This is a genomic window from Vogesella sp. LIG4 (assembly GCF_900090205.1).
Lineage (GTDB): Bacteria > Pseudomonadota > Gammaproteobacteria > Burkholderiales > Chromobacteriaceae > Vogesella.
This window is the reverse complement of sequence record NZ_LT607802.1, coordinates 1-25098: the sequence shown is the minus strand read 5'-3', so window position 1 is coordinate 25098 and position 25098 is coordinate 1. Positions and strand designations below refer to the sequence as shown.

Genomic DNA, 25098 nt, shown 5'->3' with positions numbered 1-25098 from the left:
TGGCCGCACCCGAAACACCAACCATGCCATGCGCATCGCTGCGCCGGCAACTGCCCGTGCGGCCAACATGCCCGGGCAGTTGTGCTTCAGCGCCGCGGCTGGCAGGCCTTGTCCACCAGCACCATCAGGTGCTGGTAGGGGATGCCGCTGTGGCTGGACAGGCCGATCTCGCAGGTGGCGCTGGTGGAGAAGCCGCCACAGCAGCCGGCTACCTGCCCGGCCAGGCCGCTGAGCGCGCTCTCGTTCAGCTCCGGGTGGGTGAAGCCCTTGTCGCCGGCAAAGCCGCAGCAGGTAATGCCGGCGGGCTCGATTACCTTGCTGGCGCAGCGCCGCGCCAGTGCGTTGAGGCTGGCGCTCTGGCCCTTTTTCTTCATCGAGCACACCACGTGCAGCGCCACGGTTGCGTCCTGCGGGCTGAACTGCAGGTACTGCGCGGCTTCTTCCTGCACGAAGCTGGTCACGTCGAGGATGCGCAGCCGCGGGTCGCTGATGCCGTCCAGCAGCGCGGCGGTGCACACGCCGTTGTCGATGATCACCGGCCAGCGGCCGTTTTCCGTGGCGGCCAGCAGCGCGGTTTCCACCTCGTTCACCTTCTGCCGCGCGGCATCGGCGGCACCTTTGGATTTGAACGGCGTGCCGCAGCACAGATTGGCCAGATTGTCCGGGTAGATCAGCCGGTAGCCGGCCTTGCCCAGCACCGAGGCCACCACCTCGTTCAGCGGCCGGGTGTCCGGCATATTGGCCGCCGGGGCGAAGGTGCGGGTGAGGCAGGATGGCAGGTACACCACCTGGCGCTGGCTGTGCGCCTGGCCGGCGGCCAGTTGCAGCTTGCCGGCGGCACGCGGGAAGTAAGGCGTCCAGTAGGGAATCTTGCGGCCAACCACCTTGCGCAGGCCGCGCATGATGGCGCCGGTGGCGGTGTCGCCGGCTATCGCGTGCAGGGTGTCCAGCGCCTTCAGCCCCAGCCGGGCGCCGCTGCTGGCGGTGGCAAAGTTGCTGGCCAGGGTGTTGGCGCTGGCCCAGCCGATATCGCCGAGGCTGGCCTCGCGCAGCAGGCTGGTGAGGCTGCCGGTGTTGATGCCTACCGGGCAGGCGGTTTCGCACAGGCCGCAGGTGGTGCAGGTTTCATCGCCGGCGTACTGGTAGGCGCTGCGCATCTCGGCCAGTTGCTCGTGCTCGCCCTGTTTTTCCAGCTGCGCCATGGCGCGGTTGGCGACGATGCGCTGGCGCGGGGTAAGGGTGATGGCGCGGCTGGGGCACATCACCTCGCAGAAGCCGCATTCGATGCATTTGTCGATCAGCGCATTGGCGGCGGGAATCGGCTTCAGGTCGCGGATGTGCAGTTGTTTGTCACGGGTGATGATCACGTCCGGGTTGAGCAGGCCGGCCGGGTCGAATAGTGCCTTGATCTCCTGCATCAGGCGGAAGGCGGTGGCGCCCCATTCCAGCTCCACGAACGGCGCCATATTGCGGCCGGTGCCGTGCTCGGCCTTCAGCGCGCCTTCGTACTCCACCGCCACCAGCCGGCATACCGCATCGATAAAGGCTTCGTAGCGGGCGATCTCCTGCGGCCCGCTGAAGTTGGGGGTGAACACGAAGTGCAGGTTGCCTTCCAGCGCGTGGCCGAAAATGATGGCTTCAACGTAGCCGAACTGGTGGCACAGCGCCTGCAGCTTGAGCGTGCCCTCGGCCAGGTGCTCGATGGGGAAGGCCACGTCCTCGATGATCACCGTGGTTTCCGCCGCGCGCATGGCGCCCACGCTGGGGAACATGCCCTTGCGGATGTTCCAGTACTGCGTGTACTCGGCGGCGTCGCTGGTGAAGCGGATGCCGCCCTGGGTGGCGATGCCGCCGATATGCTGTTCGATGAAGGCCACGTTGGCCGCAAGGCTGTCGGCGCTGGCGGCGCGGGTTTCCATCAGGATGGCGGCGGCGTCCGGCCCCAGTTCGCGGATGAAGGCCGGCACGCCGGCCTTGTTTTCCACCGAGCGCAGGCTGGCGCGGTCTAGCAGCTCGGCCGAGGACACCACGTCCTTGTGCTGCGCCAGCAGCTGCACGGCGTCGCAGGCGGCCTTGATATCTGGGTAGAACACCAGTGCCGACGCCTTGTGCAGCTGCTCTTCCACCGTGTGGTAGGTGACCTCGGCAACAAAGCCCAGCGTGCCCTCGCTGCCCACCATCAGGTGGGCGAGCATGTCCACCGGGTCGGCAAAATCCAGCAGCGCGTTCAGGCTGTAGCCGGTGGTGTTCTTCATCTTGTACTTGCGGGCGATTCTGGCGGCCAGTTCGTCGTCGGCCAGCACCCGCGCGCGCAATGCGGCCAACTGTGCCAGCAGGCCGGCGTGGCTGGCGCGGAACGCCGCCACGCTGGCCGCGTCGCCGGTGTCCAGCAGCGTGCCGTCGGCCAGCAGCAGGCGCAGGCTCTGCAGCGTGCGGTAGCTGTTCTGCGCGGTGCCGCAGCACATGCCGCTGGAGTTGTTGTTGACGATGCCGCCTATCATGGCCGAGTTGATGGTGGCCGGGTCCGGGCCGATCTTGCGGCCATAGGGCAGCAGCGCGGCATTGGCCTCGGCGCCGATCACCCCCGGTTGCAGGCGGATGGCGCGGCCGTCGTCCAGCACCTGCAGCCGCTTCCAGCCGTGGCTGGCTACCACCAGGATGGAGTCGCTCACCGCCTGGCCGGACAGCGAAGTGCCGGCGGCACGGAAGGTCACCGGCAGCTGCAGGCTGGCCGCCTCGCGCAGGATGGCGCGTACCTCGTCCTCGTTTGCGCTCTTGATCACCACCTTGGGCGTCAGCCGGTAACAGGAGGCATCGGTGCCGTAGGCCAGGGTGGACAGCGGGTCGGTGAATACCCGTCGCGCCGGAATCACCTCCAGGATGCGTTGATGGAATTCGCGGTAAGCGCCTTGCAGCATGAGTCTCTCCGGCGGCCGTGCGGGCCTGTGCTCTGTATTGCCGGCATGGTGCCACATCACGCCGCCGTGCCCATCTGGGGTTTGCCCTCGGGTAGCGCCCGCTGGCTTGACGGTGGTCAGCCATTCGCATTGCCAGTGTGCGGAGCCAGCGGGTAGGCTCTGCTGTCATAGTAGGAGCTGCCGGTGTTGACTATGGAAAGCCGGCGAGGAGACGACGATGCTTATCGACAAAGACAATGCCACCCTGCTGGTGGTGGATGTGCAGCAGAAGCTGCTGCCGGCGGTACTGGACGCGGAGGGCATACTGGCGCGCTGCCGCTGGCTGGTGTCGATGGCACATGATATGGGTTTGCCGGTGGTGTTTTCCGAGCAATACCCGCATGGCCTCGGCCACACCGCGCCGGAACTGCTGGCCGTGGCGCCGGCGGCCCTGGTGGTGGAAAAGCTGCACTTTTCCTGTGTGGCGGCCGATTGCCTGCCGGAAGGCCTGCTGGCGCGTGAGCAGGTGGTGGTGTGCGGCATGGAAACCCATGTCTGTGTGCTGCAGACGGTGCTGGGGCTGCTGGCGCTGGGCAAGCAGGTATTCGTGGTGGCCGACGCGGTATCCAGCCGTGGCGAAATGAACCGCGACTACGGCCTGCAGCGCATGCACGATGCCGGCGCGGTGCTGGTGACGCGGGAGATGGTGCTGTTCGAGGCGCTGCGGGTATCCGGCAGCGATGAGTTCCGGGCCATGAGCAAGCGCTATCTGGTGGGCGAGCAGCCCTGAGAGCTTGCATACAATCTGCTGTTCTTTTATGACTTGCTGCGCTTGGGCGATACGGCGTTGAAAACAGCTTCGGGATGCTCATTTACCATTTGTAAATTCCGCTCCCTCAGCTGTTTTCGCCTTGTCTCGCTCTAGCTCGCGAGATCGTAAACAAGCTCTGCGTACGGTTGTACTGGTACCAGAAAGACAAAAGGTTGGCCGCATTGCTGCGGCCAACCTTGTTGCCTGTCGAGATGACGGCTGAGCCGTTCTGGTTCTCCCTCTATCAAGCCTGTGTGCCCCGCCTGCCGTGGCGTGGCAATGAAATCCGAAAAAGAGGCCCCGAATTGGCGCGTTGCACCAATTCGGGCGGTTTGGATGCACCAAAACCGTGCAAAGCTCTCCGTTCACCCCGCCCGGCGGTCGGTCAGACGGCCGGGAGGGCAGAGAACAACACCTGTCGCTCCATGGAGCAGGTAACAGGTAAGCAAGCTGCATGCCAGAAACGACAAACGCCATGCTTGCGGATGGCGTTTATCTTTCCACGGCCACCCACGTCGATGACCGTGGGCGGCAAGTCTTGACCTTAGCGGGTACTGAAGTCGATCAGATAGCTCTTATCCGGGTACTTCAATGTCATCTGCCATTGGCGGCTGCCGCTCACGCATACCGGCAGCGTGATGCGCGCCACAAAGTCGGCACCCTGCGGCAGCAGCTTGTAGCTGTTGAAGCCCATATCCATATCGCGCATGGCGAACGCTATGCCCGGCGCTGCGGCGGGCACATGGCTCAGCGTCAGACCGAACGGCCTGGCCGCCTGTGGCGCGCTGTCCAGCCGCAGCAGGCTGCCGTCCGGCAAGCTGCAGCCGGCTTGCAGATTGCTGCAGCTCACCGTTACCGGCGGTGCGCTGTGCGGGGTTTTGTGGTTGAGATACCACCAGATCAGCCCGGCCTTGAGCAGGGCGAAGGCGATCAGCAATACGGCGATCAGCGCCAGTTGCTGGCGCGTGAGTTTGGTTTTCATGTCGAAGCAGGTTCTTGTTTCCAGGCGGCGCGCATCTGCGCCACACCGTGCGCACCGCAGCGGCGCGCCTCGTCAAGGTTGGCCGCAGACAGCCCGCCGATGGCGAACACCGGCAGCGGTGCGGCCGGGGCGGTAAGGGCGGCCAGGCCGTCCCAGCCCAGCGGCGCTTGTGCCGGGTGGCTGGCGGTGGGCAGTACGTGGCCCAGCAGCGCGTAATCCAGCCCCAGTTCGCCGGCGCGTTCCAGCTCGGCCCGGCTGTGGCAGGAGGCGCCCACCCAGGTGAAGTGCGCCGGGCGCTCCTGCAGTTCGGCCAGCCGGGTGCCGTTCAGCTGCACGCCGTCCACCGGCCAGCCTTTCAGCCACGCCGGGTCGGCGTTGACGATCAGCTTGCCGCCGCGCGCATGCACGATCTGGCTGATTTCGCCCACCAGCGCCGCCAGCTGTTCGCGGTCCAGCTGCGGCTCGCGCACGATCACCCACGGCTCATCGTCGCGTTGCGCCAGCGCTTCCAGCACCGCATCGCGGCCCAGTTCGTGCACGCAGCTGATGTGCAGCACATCCGGCAGCTGCAGCGCGCGCAGAATGGGCGCGTTGGCTGGCAGCATCGGCTGCACCGACAGGTGGCCCGGCTCCTGCCAGGCAAAGCTTTGCCCCTCGTGCGGCTGCGGTTCGCCATCCCACGCCCATACGCGGTAGAACAGCAGCTCCACCGAGGCGTGCTCGTAGTGGTGCACGCGGCGCAGCCACGGCGTGGCGTGGGTGACGGTGATGCCCATTTCTTCCTGCAGTTCGCGCACCAGCGCCTGGTATGGCGTTTCGCCGGCCTCCACCTTGCCACCGGGGAACTCCCAGTAGCCGGGGTAGGGCTTGCCGGCCGGGCGGCTGCCCAGCATGAAATGGCCGTCGGCCTGCATCAGCGCGCCGGCCACCACCGGAATGATCTTCCTGGTGTCCATGATCAGCGCCCCAGCTCGGCTACGCGCGCGTCCGGCTCGCGGCCGGCCCAGTCGCAGGCGAACTGCCAGGCCACGCGGCCGGAGCGGCTGCCGCGCAGCTGGCTCCACTGCAGCGCGGCGCGTTCGGCCTCGCCATCCAGCGGCAGGTCGAAGTGCGCCAGCCAGCCGCGCACTGCCGACAGGTAGGCGTTCTGGTCAAACGGGTAGAACGACAGCCACAGGCCGAAGCGGTCGGACAGCGACACCTTTTCCTCGGTGGTTTCGCCGGGATGGATCTCGCCGTCCTTCACCCAGCCTTCGCGGTTTTCGCTGATGCGTTCCGGCATCAGGTGGCGGCGGTTGGAGGTGGCGTATACCAGCAGGTTGGCCGCACGCTGTGCCAGGCCGCCGTCCAGCGCCGATTTCAGCGCCTTGTAGCTGTCTTCGCCTTCTTCGAATGACAGGTCGTCGCAGAACAGGATGAAGTGCTCCGGGCGGCCGGCCACCAGCGCCACGATCTGCCCCAGGTCCGGCAGGTGGGTCTTGTCCACCTCGATCACGCGCAGGCCGCGCGTGGCATAGGCCGCCAGCAGTGCCTTGATCAGCGAGGATTTACCGGTGCCGCGCGCGCCGGTGAGCAGCACGTTGTTGGCCGGGCGCCCGGCCAGGAACTGCTCGGTATTGCGCACGATCAGCGCCTTCTGGCGCTCGATGTCGGTGAGGTCGCTCAGCGCAACGGTATGCGGAGCGTGGATGGCCTCCAGCCAGCCGGTAATGCCGGCGCGGCACCAGCGGAAGGCCGGTGCACTCCAGTCCGGCTCGGGAATGGCCGGCGGCAGCAGCGGCTCCAGGCGTGCCATCAGCGCTTCGGCGCGGGTGAGAAAGGCGTCGAGTTTTTCCATGGTGGTTCAGGCTCCGGCTGACTTCGGGGGCAGGCTCCAGCGGACACGGGTATCTGGCTGGCAGTAAAAGCCCTCGAAGCAAGTGAAAGGTCGCAGGCGCTCAGGACTGCCGGCAACCAGCGAGTAATAACTGTCCCAGTGCGTACTCAGCATCAGTTCGCCATCCGGCGAGAAAAAGCGCGGGTGGGAGTGGGGGGCTTGATGGTCGCTGCCAAGCCGGGCAAGCGAGAGCAACTGGCAATGGTCGCCAAATTCATCGCCATACCACACGCTATCGCTGTTGCCAGCCAGCAGGAGCAGTAACTGGTCCTGCCATATCTCCGGCAACTCTCCCTTGTCTGGCGGCACCAGACCGTGCCCTTCGCAATATTGTGCCAGTTGCTGCGCGTAGTCATCGCGGCATAACTGCTGTCGTAAGGAGTGTGACTGTGTGCACAAAGCGATATCGATGGCCGCGATATCCGGCAGGCCAGTAGCGGAGGCAACAGATTGCCAATTCACGGGTTGGCAATCGGCCACAATTTCGCTGCGGTCAGGGTAGCTGTCGGGAGTAAAACGGGAAAGCGGCAAGGCGTGAGGACGCAAGAAAGGATGCAGCAACACATAGGCGGCTGCAAATTGTTCCCGCAACTGTTCAAGTATGTAGCCATCCTGGGGGGCGATGCAGCTTGGCTTACTGACCATCAGCGTTTTACCCATGACTGAGGCCCTTGCGGCGGTTGCCTGGGCGTATTGCCACCCCACAGCCGGCAGTCGGCGCGGGGAGGCGGAGTGGTTGCATGACCTAGTCGCGCAGGCTGATCACCGGCCAGCCGTGTGCTTCGGCGTGGGCGCGCAGGGTGTCGTCGGCGTCCACTGCCACCGGCTTGCTGACGATGGACATCAGCGGCAGGTCGTTGCGCGAGTCGCTGTAGAAGAAGGTGTCGGCGTAGCTGTGCAGCGTTTCGCCGCGTGCGGCCAACCATTCGTTCAGGCGGGTGATCTTGCCGGCCTGGAAGCTGGGGGTGCCGGTGGGCTTGCCGGTGTAGTTGCCGGCGGCGTCCTGCTCCAGCTCCACCGCGATCAGATGCTCCACGCCCAGTTCGCGGGCGATGGGGGCGGTGATGAAGCGGTTGGTGGCGGTGATGATCATCACCACGTCGCCCTGCGCCTGGTGTGCGGCCACCAGCTCGCGCGCCTTCTGCGGAATGATGGGCTTGATGTGTTCTTCCATGTACTGCGCGTGCAGGGTGTCCAGCTCGCCGCGCGAGAAGCGCGTCAGCGGCGCCAGCTGGAAGTCGAGGAATTCGTAGATATCCAGCGTGCCGGCCTTGTACTGCTCGTAGAAGTAGTCGTTCTGGCGCGCGTGGTGTTCCGGATCGAGAATGCCGCGCTTGATCAGGAATTTCGGCCACTCGGTATCGGAGTCGCCGGCAATCAGGGTGTTGTCGAGGTCAAACAGGGCAAGGTTCATGGCTCGGTTTCTGTGGTTTGCAGTACGTTTTTCACCAGCGGCACGGTGATGGGGCGCCGCAGCGCCAGCGAGTAGCGGTCCAGCATGTCCAGCATGGCGATCAGGCTGGACAGGTCGCGGCGCCAGTGGGTAAGCAGGTAGCGGAACACGTCGTCGCCCACCGCCAGCTGGCGGCTGGCGGCGTGCTGGCGCAGCGCGTCCAGCTTGTCGTCGTCGGACAACGCCTTCACCTCGAACACCAGGCCCCAGCCCAGGCGGGTGCGCAGGTCGTCGCGCACCGGCGCCTGCATCGGCGGCTGGCGGCCGGCCATCAGCAGGCGGCCTTCGCCGCTTTCCTTCAGCGAGTTGTAGATGGAAAACAGCATGATCTGGTCGTCCGGCGCCAGGTTGTCTACATGGTCGACGGCGATGAAGCTGGCCTCGCGGGCGAAGTCGGGCAGGTGTTCGTGCTGGGCGTCCAGGTAGATGGAGGCGCGGCCCAGGCGCTCGGCATGGGCGATCCATGCCTGCAGCAGGTGGGTCTTGCCGCAGCCTGGTTCGCCCCACAGGTAGACGAAGCGTTCGCCTTCCTCGGCGGTAAGCGCGGCAATGATTTCGCGGTTACGTTCGGCTAGGAAGTTGTCGAACGCCGGGTGGGGTTCCGGCAGGAGGTCGAGAACGAGCTGGTCCAACATCGGCGTGGGTTATCTGGAATCAGGGGTCGATTCTACGCTGATAAAAGCTGCTGTTGAAATAATGGCGGATCAGGTGGCGGCCCAGAATCACCGTGATGGCCGATAGCGGCAGCGCCAGCAGCACGCCGGCAAAGCCCAGCAGTTCGCCAAATGCCATCAGCGCGAAGATCACTGTCATCGGCGACAGGCCGATGCGCTCGCCCACCAGCCGCGGCGTCACCACGAAGCTTTCCAGCAGTTGGCCGCAGGCGAATACGCCCCATACCAGCAGCAGGCCGCCCAGGCTGCCGAACTGCAGCAGCGCCGACAGCGTGGCCAGCAAGAGGCCGGTGAAGGCGCCAAGATAGGGGATGAAAACCAGCAGGCCGGCCACGATGCCGATGGCGAGGCCGGAATCCAGCCCGGTGCTGGCCAGGCCGCCGCCGTAGATCAGCGCCATGATCAGCATCACCGACAGCTGGCCGCGCAGGAACTGCCCCAGCATGTCGTCCACCTCGCCGGCCAGCTTGCCTACCTGTGCATGCCAGCGGCGCGGCACCAGGGTGGCGACGCGCGCCACCATGTCGTCCCAGCCGTGCAGAAAGTAATACAGCAGCACCGGCAGCAGCGCGAGGTTGGTCACGGTATGCAGCAGCAGCGCGCCGCCGTGGCCCAGTTGCGGCGCCAGCCGGGTCAGCGCCTGGCGCACGCCGGCGGCATTGTCGGCCAGTGCCGCGCGCCAGCCCTGGCTATCGATGCTGATGCTGGTGCCCAGCGTCTGGTTGAGCCAGGGCAGGGCGCTGTGCTGGATGAAATCCACCAGCACCGGCAGCCGCGTCGCCAGCGCCTGTGCCTGCGAGATCAGCATCGGCACCACGATCAGCAGCAGGCCCAGCACGGTAAAGAAGCCGGACAGCATCACCAGCAGCAGCGCGGCGGTGCGCGACAGGCCCTTTTCCTGCAGCCGGTCTACCAGCGGGTCAAGAATATAGGCCAGCACCGCGGCGGTGATGAACGGCGCCAGCACGGCGGACAGCCGGTCCAGCAGCCACAGCACGGCCAGCAGGGCGGCGGCGCCCAGCAGCCAGGGCAGCAGGTTGGAGGTGCGTTGCGTTTGCATGGTGGTGAGGTCGCAAGAGGTTGGCCGCAAGGCCGTGGGCAATGGCATGCGCCGCTTGCCTGCCGGCAGGGGGCGGAACGCCAGATTAAACCGCCGCTGCCGGCATGTCATTGCCATCGATGACGCGCTGCAGAAGCAGTTCTGACTAGCGGGAGGTTTTCAGTTAAAATACAGGCGCTTCGGGCCACGAGCCCGCGCACTCTCAGGCAGCAAAGCGAATACGTTAGCAGAAAGCGAGTTTATCTTGAACACCACGTCCCTCAGTTACCGTGACGCCGGCGTCGACATCGATGCCGGTGACGCGCTCGTCGAAAACATCAAGCCGTTTGCCAAGCGCACCATGCGCCCGGAAGTTCTCGGTGGCCTCGGCGGTTTCGGCGCACTGGTGGAAATTTCCAAGAAATACCAGGAACCGGTACTGGTTTCCGGCACCGACGGCGTGGGCACCAAGCTCAAGCTGGCCTTCGACTGGAACAAGCATGACACCGTGGGCATCGACCTGGTGGCCATGAGCGTGAACGACATCCTGGTGCAGGGTGCCGAGCCGCTGTTCTTCCTCGACTATTTCGCCTGCGGCAAGCTGGACGTGGCCCAGGCTACCGACGTGATCAAGGGCATCGCCGAAGGCTGTGAGCAGGCCGGTTGCGCGCTGATCGGCGGCGAAACCGCCGAAATGCCGGGCATGTACCCGGTGGGCGAATACGACCTGGCAGGCTTTGCCGTGGGCGTGGTGGAAAAGAGCAAGGTGATCACCGGCCGCGACATCAAGCCGGGCGACGTGGTACTGGGCCTCAAGTCCAACGGCGTGCACTCCAACGGCTACAGCCTGGTGCGCAAGATCATCGAGCGCGCCCAGCCGCAGCTGGATGCCGAGTTCGACGGTGGCAAGACCCTGCGTGACGCCATCATCGCCCCCACCCGCATCTACGTTAAGCCGCTGCTGGCACTGATGCAGAAGCTGAACGTGAAGGGCATGGCGCACATCACCGGCGGTGGCATCACCGAGAACACCCCGCGCGTGCTGCCGGAAAACACCGTGGCACAGATCGACGCCGGCAGCTGGGCGCTGCCCAAGCTGTTCCAGTGGCTGCAGGCCGAAGGCAATGTCGATGCGCAGGAAATGTACCGCACCTTCAACTGCGGTATCGGCATGGTGGTAATCGTGGACGCGGCCGATGCCGACGCCGCGGCTGCCTTCCTGACCGAGCAGGGCGAAACCGTATCGCGCATCGGTGTGATCCGCGCGCGTAACGGCGACGAGCACCAGACCCAGGTGGCGTAAGCCGCTCGGGTTCACAGCGCCGCTGGCCCTGCTGGCGGCGCTTGTCATTTGGCGGCCTGCGATGCCGCCGGCATGCCGCGAACCGGGTTTGCGGCCAACGTTTTTTGCGGCGCGTGCGCCGGCCTTCACAGCATCATGAAAAACATCGTCATCCTGATTTCCGGCCGCGGCTCCAATATGCAGGCCATCGTCGAAGCCAATATTCCCGGCGCCAACATCGCCGCGGTAATTGCCAACCGCCCGGACGCCGCCGGCCTGGCCTGGGCCGCCGAACGCGGTATCGCCGCCGTGGGCCTGGATCACAAGCAGTTCGCCAGCCGCGAGGCGTTCGACGTGCAACTGGCTGCCGAAATCGATGCCTTCAACCCCGACCTGGTGGTGCTGGCCGGCTTCATGCGCATCCTCACCCCGGCCTTCACCGCGCGTTACGAAGGCCGCATGCTGAACATCCATCCTTCGCTGCTGCCGTCCTTCCCCGGCCTGCACACCCACCAGCGCGCCATCGACATGGGCTGCAAGGTGGCCGGCTGCACCGTGCACTTCGTCACCGCCGAGCTGGACCACGGCCCCATCGTGGCGCAGGCGGTGGTGCCGGTGCTGGACGACGACAGCGAAGACAGCCTGGCCGCCCGCGTGCTGCGCCAGGAGCATCAACTGTACCCGGAGGCGGTGCGCCGCTTCGTGGCGGGCGAGCTGGCCATCCACGCCGGCCGTGTGGCAGGTGTGGCGGGCGATGCGGCCAACCATAGCCTGCTGGTACCGGCGCCGCGTTGAAATTGAAGCCGCCCCGCCTGACTGCCAGACGGCTGATGCTGCTGGCCTTTGCCATCTCGCTGCTTGCGCACCTCACCATGCTCGGCAGCGGGCTGGTGTCGTTCGACACCGTGGAAATGCCGGCCGACCCCAAGCTGCACAAGCTCACTGCCAGGCTGGAAAACATGCAGATGGACGAGGCCTCGTCGCCGGCCCTGCAGATGCCGGACCTGCCTGGCACACTGGGCGCGGCCGGTGGCGATGCGTCGCAGCCGGCGGCAGCACGGCCCAAACCCAAACCGGCGCGCAAGAAGCCGCGTCCGTCAGCAGAGCAAGCGTCGTCTGCGCCGCTGGCGGTAGCCAGCGCTGCAGCCTCCGCGCCGCTGCCGGAGCCCAAGCCCGCGCCCAAGCTGGCCGCCAGCAGCAGCAAGGCGGAACAGCCGGCCAGCGCCGCACTGGCCGCCGCACCGGCGGATACGGTGAAGCCGGACAAGCCGATTCGCCATTTCCCGCTCGGCGCGCGGGTGCAGTACTCGCTGTTTTATTCCGGCCTGTCGGCAGGGCAGGGCAGCATGGTCTGGCAGCGCGACGGCAACAATTACAGCCTGGTGACGGATGTTGTGCCGATTATCGGCCCGAAAATTCACTATGAAACCACCGGCACGGTGGGCAAGCAGGGTTTGAAACCGGATCGCTTCGAAGGCACGCGCGATGGTGAGCTGCGCGACCGCGCTTACTTCGACTGGTCGGCCGGTGTGCTTCGTTACGGCGACCGTAACGCCGACAAGAGCGAGCCGCTGGATCCAGGTGCGCAGGACTGGCTGGGCTTGGGCGTGCAACTGGCACTGCGCGGCGACAATATGGGCGATGCGCCGATCCAGATCACTACCGGCAAGAAGGTGTATCGCATGCTGCTGAAGCCGGAGGGTGAAACCGATTTCGATACCGGTGACGGCAGTATCCGCGCCGTGGTGGTGCGGGTAAAACAACCTGATGAGCTGTACGAATTCTGGCTGGCGCCGGATTTCGCCAATATTCCGATCCGCGTACTGCGAGTGGGCAAGGATGCCCGCTACGAAATGCGGGCCAACCTGATTGAACTGGCGGGCAAGACCGTGTGGAAGCAGCCGCCAAGAAAGCTGAACAATGAAAATAGGCACTAAACAATTCGAGCAACTGGACAAGGTATTGCACGCCATGTTGCGCTTCGACCGCCCGGCCGATGCCGTGCTGTCCGCCTTCTTCCGCGAGAACAACAAGCTGGGGGCGAGCGATCGCCACCTGATCGCCGAAACCGCCTTTGCCTGCCTGCGCCACCTGGAGCTGCTGCGTCACCTGTGCGGCGAGCGTATCAACACCCGCCGCCTGGCGCTGGCTACCCTGGTGCGCATCGGCGGCAGCAATCTGCGCGAGCTGGAAGGCGTGTTCAAGGAAAACGAGCGTGAATGGCTCGCCAGCATCAAGGGTGCCGAGCTGCCGGCCGAACTCAATGTGCGCTCCGGTCTGCCGGGCTGGGTGATCGGCCTGCTGGCCGAGCAGGAAGAGGGCGATGTGGTGGCGCTGGGCAAGGGCCTGGCCAGTGCCGCGCCGCTGGACCTGCGTGTGAACAGCCTGAAGATGCGCCGCGACGAGGCGGTGGTCTACCTGCGCGATTCCGGCATCGAGTGCGAGCCGACGCCGTACTCGCCGCTGGGTATCCGCCTCAAGGGCAAGCCGGCGCTGTCCAAGCACCCGCTGTTCGTGCAGGGCGCCATCGAGGTACAGGACGAAGGCAGCCAGCTGTTGGGCCTGCTCACCGGCGCGCGCCGTGGCGAGATGGTGGTGGATTTCTGCGCTGGCGCCGGTGGCAAGACCTTGCTGCTGGGCGCACAGATGGCCTCCACCGGCCGCCTGTACGCTTTCGACATCTCGGAAAAGCGCCTGGCCAACCTCAAGCCGCGTCTGGCGCGCTCCGGGCTGTCCAATGTGCACAGCACGCTGATCGCGCACGAGAACGACACCAAGGTGAAGCGACTGGCCGGCAAGGCCGACCGCGTGCTGGTGGATGCGCCGTGTTCCGGCCTGGGCACCCTGCGCCGCAACCCGGACCTGAAATACCGCCAGAGCCCGGAAAGCGTGGCCGAGCTGAACCAGAAGCAGACTGCCATCCTGGCTTCCGCCGCACGCCTGGTGCGCACCGGCGGCCGCCTGGTGTACGCCACCTGCAGCCTGCTGCCGGCGGAAAACCAGGCCATCGTCGAGGCTTTCCTTGCGGCCAACCCCGGCTTCAGTCTGCTGCCGGCCAATGCGCTGCTGGCGGAGCAGAAGATCGCACTGGATACCGGCGACTACCTGAGCCTGCGCCCGCACCTGCATAACAGCGATGGCTTTTTTGCCGCGGTGCTGCAACGCAACGCTTGAGCCCGGAGCGCAAGCGGGCCTAAAATAACTTATTGAATTAGTCGGGTAATGGCCCGGCGCCAGACCGAAGCAAAGGAAAATCATGTCCGTTCAAGACACCATCCAGCAGACCGTTAGCAGCAACCCGGTAGTGTTGTTCATGAAAGGTTCCGCCACCTTCCCGCAGTGCGGCTTCTCCTCGCGCGCCGTGCAGATCCTGAAAGCCTGTGGCGTGAACGACTTCGTTACCGTTGACGTGCTGGCTGATGCCGACGTGCGTCAGGGCATCAAGGAATTCTCCAACTGGCCGACCATTCCGCAGCTGTACATCAAGGGCGAATTCGTTGGCGGTTCGGACATCATGTACGAAATGTTCCAGGCCGGCGAACTGCAGGAAATGCTGAAAGACCTGGCAGCCTGATTACCCGGTGTCCATGTCGGAACGGCCCGCCTCGTGCGGGCCGTTTTGTTTGTGCCGGCGCAAACGGGCGCCACAAAATCGGCTATCACGTAAGGCAAGGGCCATCCCGCAGCGCGCCAACAAGCGTTTGCCTGTAAAATGTCGCCCCAAATCCGTACCGGCAGGCATTCGCCTGCCGGTTTTCCGTATCCAGAAGCGGCCTTGCCGGCCACAAGCCGGCGGGGGCGCCCGTTGCAAGGTTTGGACCGCCATGAACATTACCGTCGTCAATCACCCCCTGGTACAGCACAAGCTTGGCCTGCTGCGAGAGGGCGATATCAGCACCATGAAATTCCGCCTGCTCACCCAGGAGCTGGCGCGCCTGCTGGCTTACGAGGCTACCCGCGATTTCGAGCTGGAGCCGGTGACCATCGAAGGCTGGTGCGGCCCGATCGACGTGCAGCAGATCAAGGGCAAGAAAGTGACCGTGGTGCCCATCCTGCGCGCCGGCATCGGCATGCTGGACGGCGTGCTCGATCTGGTGCCATCCGCCAAGATCAGCGTGGTGGGCCTGGCGCGCAACGAGGAAACCCTGGAGCCGGTGTCCTACTTCGAGAAGTTCGTCGGCAATCTGGACGAGCGTATCGCCATGATCATCGACCCGATGCTGGCAACCGGCGGCTCGCTGATCGCCACCATCGACCTGCTCAAGCGCAACGGCTGCAAGCAGATCAAGGCGGTGGTGATGGTGGCGGCGCCGGAAGGTGTGAAAGCGGTCAACGCAGCGCACCCGGACGTGCAGATCGTGGCCGCTTCGCTGGACAGCCATCTGAACGAGCACGGCTACATCATCCCGGGCCTGGGCGACGCCGGCGACAAGATCTTCGGTACCAAGCACGCTTGATGGCTTGTGCTGCTGCGGCCAACGTTGGCCGCAAGGGGGAATCATGGACGCATATCAGCAGATAGAAGCCGATTTTCTCGCCCGCTTTCCGCAGGGGCTGCAGGACGAAGCCTGGCTGGCGCTGGGCAAAAAGCATCGCAGCATAGACGGCGTGATTGCGCTGTGCCGCGACGGCCTGGCCGAGCCGCTGCTGCGCGCGGCGGTGGAGAGCGGCAACAGCGCGGCGGTGATCGACACCTGCCGCCACATCGTGGGCCGCTGCAGCACGGTGAGCACCTTCGAGAAGATGGCGTTCCGCAACTACCTGGCGTTCAGCGATGTGCACCGGCCGTTCGTGGCGGCGCTGTACGCGCTGCTGTACCGCTTTGACGAAACCAGCTTTGCCGACTTCGTCGAAGTGCTGCAGCTGTGCCGCAACGACGGCAACGCCAACCCGGCCAAGTGGCCGCTGGTGAGCTGCTTCCTGGCCTACAGCGACCCGCAGCGCCACGTGTGCATCAAGCCCACCACCATCAAGAAGCTGGCCGCGCGGCTGGAGGTGGACATCGCCTACCGGCCGCTGCCCAATTTCGACACCTATTGCCGCGTGCAGGCGATGGTGCTGGACTTCCGCCGGCACAGCCGGCTGGCAGCAGAGCAGAACAACATCATTGCCCAGGCGGTGATGTATTGCACGGTGTAATCAGGACTTCCACATCAATCGATAACAACAGGGATTTCACATGTTCCAACAATTCAAGACGGCGATATCCGGCGCGCAGATTCTGTTCGTCGCTTTCGGCGCCCTGGTGCTGGTGCCGCTGCTTACCGGGCTGAACCCGGCCATGGCGCTGCTGGGCGCCGGTGTCGGCACGCTGCTGTTCCAGCTGTGCACCGGCCGCAAGGTGCCGATCTTCCTCGGCTCCTCCTTCGCCTTCATCGGCCCCATCATCTACTCGATGCATACCTGGGGTTCGGCCGCCACCATGTTCGGCCTGTTCTGCGCCGGCTTCATGTACTTCGTGTTCGCCGCCATCGTGCGCTGGCGCGGCATGGCGCTGGTGAACCGCCTGCTGCCGCCGGTGGTGATCGGCCCGGTGATCATGATCATCGGTCTGTCGGTAGCCGGCGCTGCATCCGGCATGGCCATGGGCCGTGCCGGTGGCAACCAGGTAATGCCGTACGAAACCTCGCTGCTGCTGGCCGCCATCTCGCTGGCCACCACCATTACGGTGTCCATCTACGCGCGCGGCATGTTCAAGCTGGTGCCGATCCTGGCCGGTGTGGTGGTGGGCTACATTGCCGCCGCCTTCCTCGGCGTGGTGGATTTTGCCAAGGTAGCCAATGCGCCGTGGTTCGCGGTGCCGGCTTTCCATAGCCCGGAAGTGAACTGGGCCGCGGCGCTGTTCATGCTGCCGGTAGCCATCGCCCCGTCCATCGAGCACATCGGTGGCGTGATGGCCATCGGCGGTGTTACCGGCAACGACTACACCAAGAGCCCGGGCCTGCATCGCACCCTGGCCGGCGACGGCCTGGGCGTGTGCCTGGCCGGCCTGATCGGCGGCCCGCCGGTAACCACCTACGCCGAGGTAACCGGCGCGGTGATGATCACCCGCAACTTCAACCCGGTGGTGATGACCTGGGCGGCGCTGTTCGCCATCGCCATGGCCTTCTTCGGCAAGTTCAACGCGCTGCTGCAGTCCATCCCGATGCCGGTGATGGGCGGCATCATGGTGCTGCTGTTCGGCACCATTGCCTCCATCGGCCTGAAGACGCTGATCGAAGCCAAGGTGGACCTGATGGAGCCGCGCAACCTGGTGATCATCTCGGTGGTGCTCACCGCCGGTATCGGCGGCCTGGAGCTGAAATTCGGCAGCTTCGGCCTGGCCGGCGTCGGCCTGTGCTCGCTGCTGGCCATCGTGCTGAACCTGATTCTGCCGAGCAAGGCGGCCAGTCACGATGGGATTGTGGAAGGCCAGGACGTATAAGAATTTGCAGACGATCTGCTGCAGTTTTTCAAATTACTGCGTTTGGGCGATACAGCGTTGAAATCGATCAAGGGATGCGCATTGACTTCATGTCAACTCCGCTTCCTCAGCCGCTTTCGCCTTGCCTCGCCATAGCTCGCGAGATCGTCGATTGCTTGAAAACCTTGCGGCCAACGTTGGCCGCAAGCCGTCAGCAAAAAGCCCGCCATCAGGCGGGCTTTTTGTTTGCGCGAGCGGCGGAATCAGGCTGCGATCACGCGCAGGCTCAGCGCCGGAGCGCCCTGTTCGGCAATAGCCAGCAGGCGGTCGATATTCGGGTGTTTGCCGGGAAAGGCGCGCGCATCGGTGGTGTGCTCGGCGTACAGCGCCAGGCCTTCCACGGCGGCGGCCTGGTCGATGCTGCCGAAGCGGGCGTTGAGCGCATGATAGACACGCACCGAGCCGGCGGTGCCGGGGCGGTTTTCCAGGCGCGCCACGCTGTTGCCAGCGGCATCCAGCAGTTCTACGGAGGCGATGCCGTCGATGGCGGGCAGGGTGGCGAGAATGTCAGCAAAAGCCATGTGAATATCCAGTGGGGTGTCGATTGATCGCCGATTGTTTCACATGTCGCAAACAGTGGCGATGGCGAGGTGCATACAATGTGATGAGAGGGTTGCCGCTGCCAAGGGGAAGGCGTGATGCACATACGGGCGAAATGGTTGTTGCGAGTGCCGCTGCTGGCTGTGCCGCTGGCGGTGCTGGTGTGGTGGCTGCTGCCGCCGGCGGTGAGTGTGGTCACCCTGCACAGCAAGGCGGTGCAGTTCAGCGTGGTCAGCACCGGGCGGGTGGCGGCGCAGCAGGAAAGCGCGCTGTCCAGCACCGTTACCGGCCGCGTGGTGGCCACGCCGGTAGAGGCCGGCGATGCGGTGCATGCCGGCCAACTGCTGCTGCGGCTGGAGCCGGAGGAGCTGCGCGCGCTGCAGCAACAGGCCATGGCCCAGCTGGCGTCGGCACAGTCCACGCTGCAGGATGCCCAGCGGCAATGGCAGCGCCAGCGCCAGCTGTTCGACCAGGGCTTCATCAGCCAGGCAGCGCTGGATGCCGCCCGGCTGGCGCGCGATGCGGCCAACCATAGCGTGGTGCAATTGCAGGCGCTGGTGCGGCAGAACCAGGTGCGCTTGGGGCAGAGCGATCTGCGCGCGCCGGTGGATGGCACCGTGCTGCGGCGCGATGTGGAGGTGGGCGATGTGATTACCGCCGGCAAGGAGGCCTTGCTGTTCGGCTCCGCCGGCCGGCAGCGGGTGCTGCTGGACCTGGACGAGCGTGATGTCGGCCAGCTGGCGGTGGGGCAGCAGGCGGCAGTGCTGGCGGATGCCTTTGCCCAGCGGCCGGTGGCCGCGCGGGTGAGCCGGGTGTCGCCGCGGGTGGATCAGGACAGCGGTACGGTGGAGGTGGAGCTGCAGCTGTTGCAGCCGGCGGCGTTCCTGAAAAGCGGCATGACGGTATCGGCGGAGATTCGCACCAGCGCCGCGCGCCAGACCCTGCTGCTGCCGCTGGCCGCCTTGCGTGACGGGCAGGTGGCGGTGGTCAGCGCCGAGCATTTGCACTGGCGCGTGGTACGTACCGGCATTGCCGTTGCCGGCTATTTGCCGGTGCAGTCCGGCCTGCGGGCCGGTGAGCAGGTGGTGCTGCCGGCGCCGCAGTTGAAAGACGGCCAGCGCGTACGGGTGCAACCATGAGCTTTGTCTGGATAGTGGCCTGGCGGCTGCTGCGCGAGGGGCGTTTTCAGACCGGGCTGATCCTGGGCGGGGTCTGCATCGGCGTGGCGGTGGTGGTGTACATCACCGCCATCGTCAACGGCCTGCAAGCCACCATCATCGAACGCACGCTGTCCAGCCAGGCGCACGTGGTGCTGCGCCCGGCCGACCGCAACAACCAGCCGGTGCTGCGCCCGCCGGCCGGGGTAACGGCGCTGGCCGACGTGCGCAAGCGCACCCAGCGGGTGAACACCATCGCCAACTGGGCGCGGCTGCTGGATACCGTACGCGCCACGCCGCATGTCAGCGCCGCCGCGGCCATGGCCTCCGGCCCCGGCGTGGCGCAGCAGGGCGGGGTGCACAAGGCGGTGACGCTGATGGGGGTGAACGTGGCCGACTACCAGCAGGTGGTTCGGCTGGACAACAAGCTGTTGGCCGGCCAGCTGCAGCTGGGCACCGGCCAGGTAATGGTGGGCAGCGAGCTGGCCGCCGACCTGGGGCTGACACCGGGCAGCCGGCTGCGCCTGCAGTCGGCCGAGGGCGTGCAGGATTCGGTGCAGGTTACCGCGGTGCTGGATTTCGGCATCAAGGACCTGAACCGGCGCTGGGTGCTGCTGCCGCTGCGCAGCGCGCAGATGCTGCTGGGCTACCGGCTGGACATCACCGAGATCTATGTGAAGACCGACCAGCTGTTCGAGGCGGAAACCCTTGCGGCCAACCTGTCGCAGGCCACCGGGCTGACCGCCGACAGCTGGCAGTCCAGCAACGGCCAGCTGGTGACGGCACTGAAGAGCCAGACCGCCTCCAGCCTGATGATCCGCGTCTTTGTCACCTTTGCCGTGGCGCTGGGCATTGCCAGCGTGCTGGTGGTATCGGTGGTGCAGCGTCAGCGCGAGATCGGCATTCTGCGCGCCATGGGCACGCCCGGCTGGCGCATCCTGGGGGTGTTCCTGCTGCAGGGCGGCATTGTCGGCATGGTGGGCTCGGTGTTCGGCTCGCTGCTGGGCGCCGGCCTGGCCATCGGCTTCACCCATATTGCGCGCACCGCGGATGGCAGCCCGCTGTTCCCGGTGCAGCTGGATAGCGAGCTGTTCATCAGCACCGCCATCATCGCCTTCCTGGTGGGGGTGCTGGCGGCGCTGCTGCCGGCGCTGCGCGCGGCGCGGCTGGACCCGGTGGAGGCAATTCGTGGCTGACGTGCTGCAGCTGGCGGGCATTCGCAAATCCTACGGCGGCGGCGCCTCGCCACGGGTGGAGGTGCTGCATGGCATCGACCTCACGCTGGCGGAGGGCAGTTTTGCCGCGCTGCTGGGGCCGTCCGGCTCCGGCAAATCCACGCTGCTCAACATCATCGGCCTGCTGGAGCCGCCCACCGAGGGCGAGCTGCAACTGGCGGGCAAGCCGACCAGCGCGCTGGACGACGTGGCCCGCACCGCGCTGCGCAACCGCTATCTGGGCTTCATCTTCCAGTTCCATCACCTGCTGCCGGCCTTCAATGCCGAGGAAAACGTGCTGATGCCGATGCTGGCCGGGGTTGGCCGCATCCACCGCGCCGACCGCGAACGGGCGCGCATGCTGCTGGAACGGGTGGGGTTGGCGGAGCACGCACACAAGCGCCCGGTGCAGTTGTCCGGCGGGCAGCAGCAGCGGGTGGCGATTGTGCGGGCGTTGATGAACCGGCCGCGGCTGGTGCTGGCGGATGAGCCCACCGGCAATCTGGATACCCAGACCGCCGCCGAGGTGTTCGGCCTGCTGCACGAACTGAACCGCGAGGAGGGCACGACCTTCCTGATCGTCACCCACGATCCGCGGCTGGCCAAGACCTGCGCGCGGCAGTTCCGCCTGCTGGACGGCAAGCTGCAGGGTGGCGTGCTGCCTTAATCCAGTGTGCCCACCCAGTGCCCGCTGAGGGTGGCGAATACGCCGGGCACCTGTTCGATGGGGCCGGAGAGGTCGAAATTATTGCTGTCGCGCCGCAGGTGGCCGTTGAGCGCCAGCAGGTAGTGACTGGCGGGGCCGAACAGGGTTTGCTGGGATTCCGGGTTGCGCTGTACATCCAGGCGCAGCGCCACGTGTTCGCCGGAGAGCAGCAGCCGGCCCTGGTAGCGGGCATTGTGATCGTTGCCGTTCAGGTGCTGCTCGTCGATTACCCACTGACCCTCGCTGACCTGACCGTCACTGGTGGCGAGGCGTACTTGATAGATCCCGCTGAGCATGTGCGTCTCCTTGTCGTTGCGCCGCGGCTGGCATTCCCGCGGCTGTCAGTTTCAACTTAGACCACGCGTGCGGCCAACGGTATCTATCGATATTGTTTCCGGATATGAAAATGCCGCCCGTGGCAAGGCGGGCGGCAGTGGGTGTGGGGCGGCCACGGCTGGCCGGGGGCGGGTGAATCTCAGGCGCGCAGCAGGAAATCCAGCACGACACCGGCAAAAATCACCGCGCCCACGCGGTTATTGTCCAGAAAGGCCTTGAAGCACAGCTTGCGGTCGCGGGTGCGGATCTCGCCATACTGCTTGGCGATCAGCAGGCAGGACACGGCCAGCGCGGCGTAGTAGGGCAGGCCCAGGCCCTGCTGCATGCCCAGAAGCGTCATCATGGCGATGAACATGCCGTGGCACAGCATGATGGCGGCCACGTCGTAATCGCCGAAGGTGATGGCCGAGGTGCGGATGCCGATCTTCAGGTCATCCGGCTTGTCGGCCATGGCATAGGCGGTGTCATAGGCCACCGTCCACAGCAGGTTGGCCGCAAGCAGCCACCAGGCGGTGGCCGGCACGCTGGCGGTTTCCGCCGCGTACACCATGGGGATGCCGAAGGAGAAGGCAATGCCGAGGTAAGCCTGCGGAATCGGGAAGAAACGCTTGGTAAACGGGTAGCTGGCCGCCAGCACTACCGCCGGCACGCTCATCAGCAGGGTCAGGCTGTTCAGCGGCAGGATCAGCAGCAGGCTCAGCAGCGCCAGCGCAGCGGCCAGCAGCAGGGCTTCCTTGCCGCTTACCGCGCCACGGGCGAACGGGCGCTGGCTGGTACGTTCCACGTGCAGGTCGATGTGGCGGTCGGCGTAGTCGTTGATTACGCAGCCGGCGGAGCGCATCAGGAAGGTGCCGGCCACGAAGATCAGCAGGATCAGCGGGTTGGGGTGGCCATGGGTGGCCAGCCACTGGCCCCACAGCGTGGGCCACAGCAGCAGCAGGGTGCCGATGGGCTTGTCGATGCGCATCAGCTGGCCATACACCTGCAGGCGGTCTTTCAGAACGGCATTGCTCATTTCAGGTAGTTCTCCAGGGCCGGCAGGAATACCTCGCAGACCAGCAGCGGCGCAGCGTCCAGTGCGAAGCGGCAGCGCCGTGCCAGCAGCGCAGGGTTGGCCGCATGGCCTGCCGCCAGTTGGTACAGGCCGTGCGGGGCCTGCACCTCGGCAAACTGCAGCGCGTCGCGTTGCAACTCGGGCAGGCCGCCGAACAGGGTAAAGCCCAGCGAACGGGCGCCACGTTCCAGGATGGGCCGCCATACCTGGCAGTCCGGCCGCGTTACGCTGCGGGCGACGACAACCGGCTCACCGGCCAGCGTCAGGCAGACGTGCCTGGCATATACCATCGTGTTTGCGCTAACCTGCAATATCTCTTGCTCGTCCGGCAGCACGGCTGTTTCGCCTTGCGCCAGTACTTGCACGGCAAACGGCTGGCCACTGGCCATCAGGTATTCGGTGAGCGAGCCTTGTGTGCCGATACAATCCGCCAGCCTGCCTGCGGGTAGCGGCAGAATGTCGGACCAATGGGGTTGGGTAGTCATGGCGCGCATTATGCCAAAACGTGCCGCCGGCTGTCCCCCGTCATCGCGGCCAGACTGCTGCGGGCGATTCATTAAGCGATTACATCAATGATTGAAACTTTTATCTGGTTGCTGGGCTACCAGTTCGTCGGCGAAGTGCTGGCGCATGGCCTGGGGCTGCCGGTACCCGGCGCCGTCATCGGCATGCTGCTGCTGTTCATTACCCTGCTGCTGCGCCAGGAGGTGCCAGCAGCACTGCGCCACAACGTTCCCACCCTGATGACCCATATGTCGCTGCTGTTCATCCCGGCGGGCGTCGGCATCCTGGCATTCTGGCCGCTGCTGTCGGCGCATCCGCTGGCCATGGCGGCGGTGCTGGTGCTGGCAACGCTGTCCACCTTCCTGATCACCCTGCTGGCCATGCAGTGGCTCAGCCGCCGGCGGGAGGTGCAGCCATGACGGTCGGGGCGATGGAATGGCTGCGGCAATCGCCGCTTACCGGCGTGCTGCTCACGCTGCTGTGCTACCGCGTGGCGCTGGTGTTCAGCCGCCGCTATCACGGCCACCCACTGGCCAATACCGTGCTGCTGGGCGCCACCTTCGTCGTGCTGGCCTTGCTGGCGCTGGGCATGAACTTCGAGCAATACCAGCGCGGCGGCAGCTTCATCCAGTTCCTGCTGGGGCCGGTTACCGTGGCGCTGGCGATACCGCTATACAACAACCTGGGGCGGCTGCGGCGCAATGCCGGCGCCATTCTGTGCAGCATCCTGATCGGCAGCATTGCCGGCGTGGTGACGGCGGTACTGTGCGGCCAACTGTTCGGCCTGCCGCATCAGGTACTGCTGTCGCTGGCGCCACGCTCGGTTACCACCCCCATCGCCATGGGCGTGGCCGAGGTGCTGGGCGGCATTCCGGCGCTGGCAGCCACCTTCGTCATCGTTACCGGCATCATCGGCGCGGTGTGTGCCCGCCCGCTGGCCAGGCTGTTCGGCATCAAGGACGACGTGGTGCTGGGCGTGGCCACCGGCGTGGCGGCGCATGGCATCGGCACCGCACGGGTATTCCAGCTGTCGGAAACTGCCGGCGCCTTCGCCGGGCTGGCCATGGGCGTCACCGGCCTGTTCACCGCACTGCTGGCACCATTGTTGGTGCATTACCTATTGCCGTAATGCAGCAGCGTCATACTGACAACAACATAAAGATAACGAGGAAACACTGATGGACCTGATCCTGTGGCGTCATGCCGAAGCGGAAGAAGGCAGCGACGACCTGGCGCGCGCCCTGACTCATCAAGGCCGGCAGCAGGCCAGCAATATGGCGCACTGGCTGCGCACGCAGCTGCCGGAAGGCTACCGCCTGCTGGCGTCCGAAGCGCGCCGCTCGCAGCAGACGGCGGCGCTGCTGGCCAAGAGCTATGAAATCCTGCCGGCGCTCAACCCCGATGCCAGCGTCGAACAAGTGCTCAAGGCCATCAACTGGCCGGCGCCGGGCAAAACCATCGTACTGGTTGGCCATCAGCCTTACATCGGCCGCCTGGCCGCTACGCTGATGTCCGAGCAGCCGCTGCTGTGGAGCGTGAAGAAGGGCGCCATCTGGTGGCTCAATCATCGTGAAAAGCATGGTATCGAGCAGGTTAGGCTCAAGGCGATGCTCACGCCGTCGCTGCTGGAAAGCATGCGCTGACGGCGGTTTACGAAAAAAGGTTGGCTGCGGCCAACCTTTTTGCTTTTTGCTGTCCTTACGGATCAAGCACTTGTCGAATTCGTTGGGGTTTTCGTGCAATTGGCTGTTGACGGGCTCAGGGGCGATGGGTATAGTTCGCCTCCTCTGCTGACGACGCAACGAAACGAAGTCAGCCCGCTCTTTAACAAACCAAATAACCGATAGGTGTAAGTGCCTGGCAAGCCAGACACTTGCACTGCAAGAGAAAGTGACACGGATTCGAGGTTTCTCGAGTTCGGTTTCTTTGAACTTGCGTGCCACAAATTGCTTGGATTTGAACTAAAGAGTTTGATCCTGGCTCAGATTGAACGCTGGCGGCATGCTTTACACATGCAAGTCGAACGGTAACAGGGGCTTCGGCCTGCTGACGAGTGGCGAACGGGTGAGTAATGCGTCGGAACGCACCGAGTAATGGGGGATAACGCAGC

General features: G+C 65.3%; 27 protein-coding genes and 1 other annotated feature. Of the genes, 15 read left to right on the top strand and 12 right to left on the bottom strand.

What is annotated here, in order from left to right:
• Nucleotides 1-86 precede the first annotated feature (86 nt).
• Entirely contained in the window at nt 87-2918 is a 2832-nt protein-coding gene (locus PSELUDRAFT_RS00135) for an FAD-binding and (Fe-S)-binding domain-containing protein (RefSeq protein WP_088964933.1), read from the bottom strand.
• Between the two features lie 217 nt (nt 2919-3135).
• Here PSELUDRAFT_RS00135 and PSELUDRAFT_RS00130 point away from each other — a divergent pair, with 217 nt between their 5' ends.
• Nucleotides 3136-3687 carry a hydrolase gene (locus PSELUDRAFT_RS00130; protein WP_088964932.1) on the top strand — a complete coding sequence of 184 codons (552 nt, stop codon included), beginning with the start codon at nt 3136-3138 and terminating at the stop codon, nt 3685-3687.
• Nucleotides 3688-4252: 565 nt separating this feature from the next.
• Here the strand turns inward: PSELUDRAFT_RS00130 and PSELUDRAFT_RS00125 are convergent.
• The 7 genes from PSELUDRAFT_RS00125 to PSELUDRAFT_RS00095 all read right to left on the bottom strand — a co-directional run bounded on the left by PSELUDRAFT_RS00125 (nt 4253) and on the right by PSELUDRAFT_RS00095 (nt 9753).
• The gene (locus PSELUDRAFT_RS00125) at nt 4253-4690 is read right to left on the bottom strand and encodes a hypothetical protein (protein WP_088964931.1); all 438 of its coding nucleotides are present in this window, start codon (nt 4688-4690) and stop codon (nt 4253-4255) included.
• Nucleotides 4687-5646, bottom strand: coding sequence for a Nudix family hydrolase (locus PSELUDRAFT_RS00120; RefSeq protein ID WP_088964930.1), 960 nt, complete (start codon nt 5644-5646; stop codon nt 4687-4689). The genes PSELUDRAFT_RS00125 and PSELUDRAFT_RS00120 overlap by 4 nt, the downstream gene beginning before the upstream one ends.
• Before the next feature lie 2 nt (nt 5647-5648).
• The gene (locus PSELUDRAFT_RS00115; protein ID WP_088964929.1) at nt 5649-6527 is read right to left on the bottom strand and encodes an ATP-binding protein; all 879 of its coding nucleotides are present in this window, start codon (nt 6525-6527) and stop codon (nt 5649-5651) included.
• Nucleotides 6528-6533: 6 nt separating this feature from the next.
• Nucleotides 6534-7226 carry a DUF2711 family protein gene (locus PSELUDRAFT_RS00110; protein WP_088964928.1) on the bottom strand — a complete coding sequence of 231 codons (693 nt, stop codon included), beginning with the start codon at nt 7224-7226 and terminating at the stop codon, nt 6534-6536.
• 85 nt (nt 7227-7311) lie between these two features.
• Nucleotides 7312-7980 (bottom strand): HAD family phosphatase, encoded by a 669-nt coding sequence (locus tag PSELUDRAFT_RS00105; protein ID WP_088964927.1) that lies wholly within the window; start codon nt 7978-7980, stop codon nt 7312-7314.
• Entirely contained in the window at nt 7977-8654 is a 678-nt protein-coding gene (gene hda, locus PSELUDRAFT_RS00100; RefSeq protein ID WP_088964926.1) for a DnaA regulatory inactivator Hda, read from the bottom strand. The genes PSELUDRAFT_RS00105 and hda overlap by 4 nt, the downstream gene beginning before the upstream one ends.
• A 19-nt stretch (nt 8655-8673) precedes the next feature.
• The gene (locus PSELUDRAFT_RS00095) at nt 8674-9753 is read right to left on the bottom strand and encodes an AI-2E family transporter (RefSeq protein ID WP_162291277.1); all 1080 of its coding nucleotides are present in this window, start codon (nt 9751-9753) and stop codon (nt 8674-8676) included.
• Between the two features lie 244 nt (nt 9754-9997).
• Between PSELUDRAFT_RS00095 and purM the strand changes: the two genes are divergently transcribed.
• From purM to PSELUDRAFT_RS00055, 8 genes are all read left to right on the top strand, one after another.
• Nucleotides 9998-11035 carry a phosphoribosylformylglycinamidine cyclo-ligase gene (gene purM / locus PSELUDRAFT_RS00090; protein ID WP_088964925.1) on the top strand — a complete coding sequence of 346 codons (1038 nt, stop codon included), beginning with the start codon at nt 9998-10000 and terminating at the stop codon, nt 11033-11035.
• A gap of 135 nt (nt 11036-11170) precedes the next feature.
• On the top strand, nt 11171-11809 hold the full coding sequence (purN, locus tag PSELUDRAFT_RS00085) for a phosphoribosylglycinamide formyltransferase (protein ID WP_088968327.1): 639 nt from the start codon (nt 11171-11173) through the stop codon (nt 11807-11809).
• Nucleotides 11810-11811: 2 nt separating this feature from the next.
• Nucleotides 11812-12951, top strand: a complete 1140-nt coding sequence (locus PSELUDRAFT_RS00080; protein ID WP_157724971.1) for a DUF3108 domain-containing protein — start codon at nt 11812-11814, stop codon at nt 12949-12951.
• The gene (locus PSELUDRAFT_RS00075; protein WP_369800104.1) at nt 12941-14188 is read left to right on the top strand and encodes an RsmB/NOP family class I SAM-dependent RNA methyltransferase; all 1248 of its coding nucleotides are present in this window, start codon (nt 12941-12943) and stop codon (nt 14186-14188) included. Before PSELUDRAFT_RS00080 ends, PSELUDRAFT_RS00075 begins: the two co-directional genes overlap by 11 nt.
• A gap of 82 nt (nt 14189-14270) precedes the next feature.
• A complete protein-coding gene (gene grxD / locus PSELUDRAFT_RS00070) occupies nt 14271-14588 on the top strand; it encodes a Grx4 family monothiol glutaredoxin (RefSeq protein WP_088964922.1) in 318 nt (105 codons plus the stop codon).
• Nucleotides 14589-14838: 250 nt separating this feature from the next.
• Nucleotides 14839-15471: a uracil phosphoribosyltransferase gene (upp, locus tag PSELUDRAFT_RS00065; RefSeq protein ID WP_088964921.1), complete on the top strand. Its 633-nt coding sequence runs from the start codon at nt 14839-14841 to the stop codon at nt 15469-15471.
• Between the two features lie 43 nt (nt 15472-15514).
• A complete protein-coding gene (locus tag PSELUDRAFT_RS00060; RefSeq protein ID WP_088964920.1) occupies nt 15515-16153 on the top strand; it encodes a hypothetical protein in 639 nt (212 codons plus the stop codon).
• Nucleotides 16154-16193: 40 nt separating this feature from the next.
• Complete coding sequence (locus PSELUDRAFT_RS00055) at nt 16194-17438, top strand: uracil-xanthine permease family protein (RefSeq protein WP_088964919.1); 1245 nt, start codon at nt 16194-16196, stop codon at nt 17436-17438.
• Between the two features lie 242 nt (nt 17439-17680).
• On the opposite strand, the gene PSELUDRAFT_RS00050 is transcribed toward PSELUDRAFT_RS00055, so the two are convergent.
• The gene (locus tag PSELUDRAFT_RS00050; RefSeq protein ID WP_088964918.1) at nt 17681-17998 is read right to left on the bottom strand and encodes a DUF2322 family protein; all 318 of its coding nucleotides are present in this window, start codon (nt 17996-17998) and stop codon (nt 17681-17683) included.
• A gap of 147 nt (nt 17999-18145) precedes the next feature.
• Between PSELUDRAFT_RS00050 and PSELUDRAFT_RS00045 the strand changes: the two genes are divergently transcribed.
• From PSELUDRAFT_RS00045 to PSELUDRAFT_RS00035, 3 genes are read left to right on the top strand one after another with little or no spacing between them, the layout of a single operon-like run.
• Nucleotides 18146-19156, top strand: a complete 1011-nt coding sequence (locus PSELUDRAFT_RS00045; protein WP_231895353.1) for an efflux RND transporter periplasmic adaptor subunit — start codon at nt 18146-18148, stop codon at nt 19154-19156.
• Complete coding sequence (locus PSELUDRAFT_RS00040; RefSeq protein WP_088964916.1) at nt 19153-20370, top strand: ABC transporter permease; 1218 nt, start codon at nt 19153-19155, stop codon at nt 20368-20370. The genes PSELUDRAFT_RS00045 and PSELUDRAFT_RS00040 overlap by 4 nt, the downstream gene beginning before the upstream one ends.
• Nucleotides 20363-21055, top strand: a complete 693-nt coding sequence (locus PSELUDRAFT_RS00035) for an ABC transporter ATP-binding protein (protein WP_088964915.1) — start codon at nt 20363-20365, stop codon at nt 21053-21055. Before PSELUDRAFT_RS00040 ends, PSELUDRAFT_RS00035 begins: the two co-directional genes overlap by 8 nt.
• Here the strand turns inward: PSELUDRAFT_RS00035 and PSELUDRAFT_RS00030 are convergent.
• The 3 genes from PSELUDRAFT_RS00030 to PSELUDRAFT_RS00020 form a co-directional block, all read right to left on the bottom strand.
• Nucleotides 21052-21390, bottom strand: a complete 339-nt coding sequence (locus PSELUDRAFT_RS00030) for a GrlR family regulatory protein (RefSeq protein ID WP_088964914.1) — start codon at nt 21388-21390, stop codon at nt 21052-21054. The genes PSELUDRAFT_RS00035 and PSELUDRAFT_RS00030 overlap by 4 nt on opposite strands.
• Before the next feature lie 179 nt (nt 21391-21569).
• A complete protein-coding gene (gene ubiA / locus PSELUDRAFT_RS00025) occupies nt 21570-22445 on the bottom strand; it encodes a 4-hydroxybenzoate octaprenyltransferase (protein WP_088964913.1) in 876 nt (291 codons plus the stop codon).
• A complete protein-coding gene (locus tag PSELUDRAFT_RS00020) occupies nt 22442-22969 on the bottom strand; it encodes a chorismate lyase (protein WP_231895268.1) in 528 nt (175 codons plus the stop codon). Before PSELUDRAFT_RS00020 ends, ubiA begins: the two co-directional genes overlap by 4 nt.
• An 87-nt stretch (nt 22970-23056) precedes the next feature.
• Between PSELUDRAFT_RS00020 and PSELUDRAFT_RS00015 the strand changes: the two genes are divergently transcribed.
• Genes PSELUDRAFT_RS00015 through PSELUDRAFT_RS00005 form a run of 3 tightly spaced genes read left to right on the top strand, consistent with a single transcriptional unit; the run spans nt 23057 to nt 24631 of the window.
• Complete coding sequence (locus PSELUDRAFT_RS00015) at nt 23057-23407, top strand: CidA/LrgA family protein (protein WP_088964911.1); 351 nt, start codon at nt 23057-23059, stop codon at nt 23405-23407.
• On the top strand, nt 23404-24117 hold the full coding sequence (locus PSELUDRAFT_RS00010) for an LrgB family protein (RefSeq protein WP_088964910.1): 714 nt from the start codon (nt 23404-23406) through the stop codon (nt 24115-24117). Before PSELUDRAFT_RS00015 ends, PSELUDRAFT_RS00010 begins: the two co-directional genes overlap by 4 nt.
• A 49-nt stretch (nt 24118-24166) precedes the next feature.
• Entirely contained in the window at nt 24167-24631 is a 465-nt protein-coding gene (locus PSELUDRAFT_RS00005) for a histidine phosphatase family protein (protein WP_088964909.1), read from the top strand.
• A gap of 315 nt (nt 24632-24946) precedes the next feature.
• Nucleotides 24947-25098, top strand: a sequence feature (16S ribosomal RNA rRNA prediction is too short).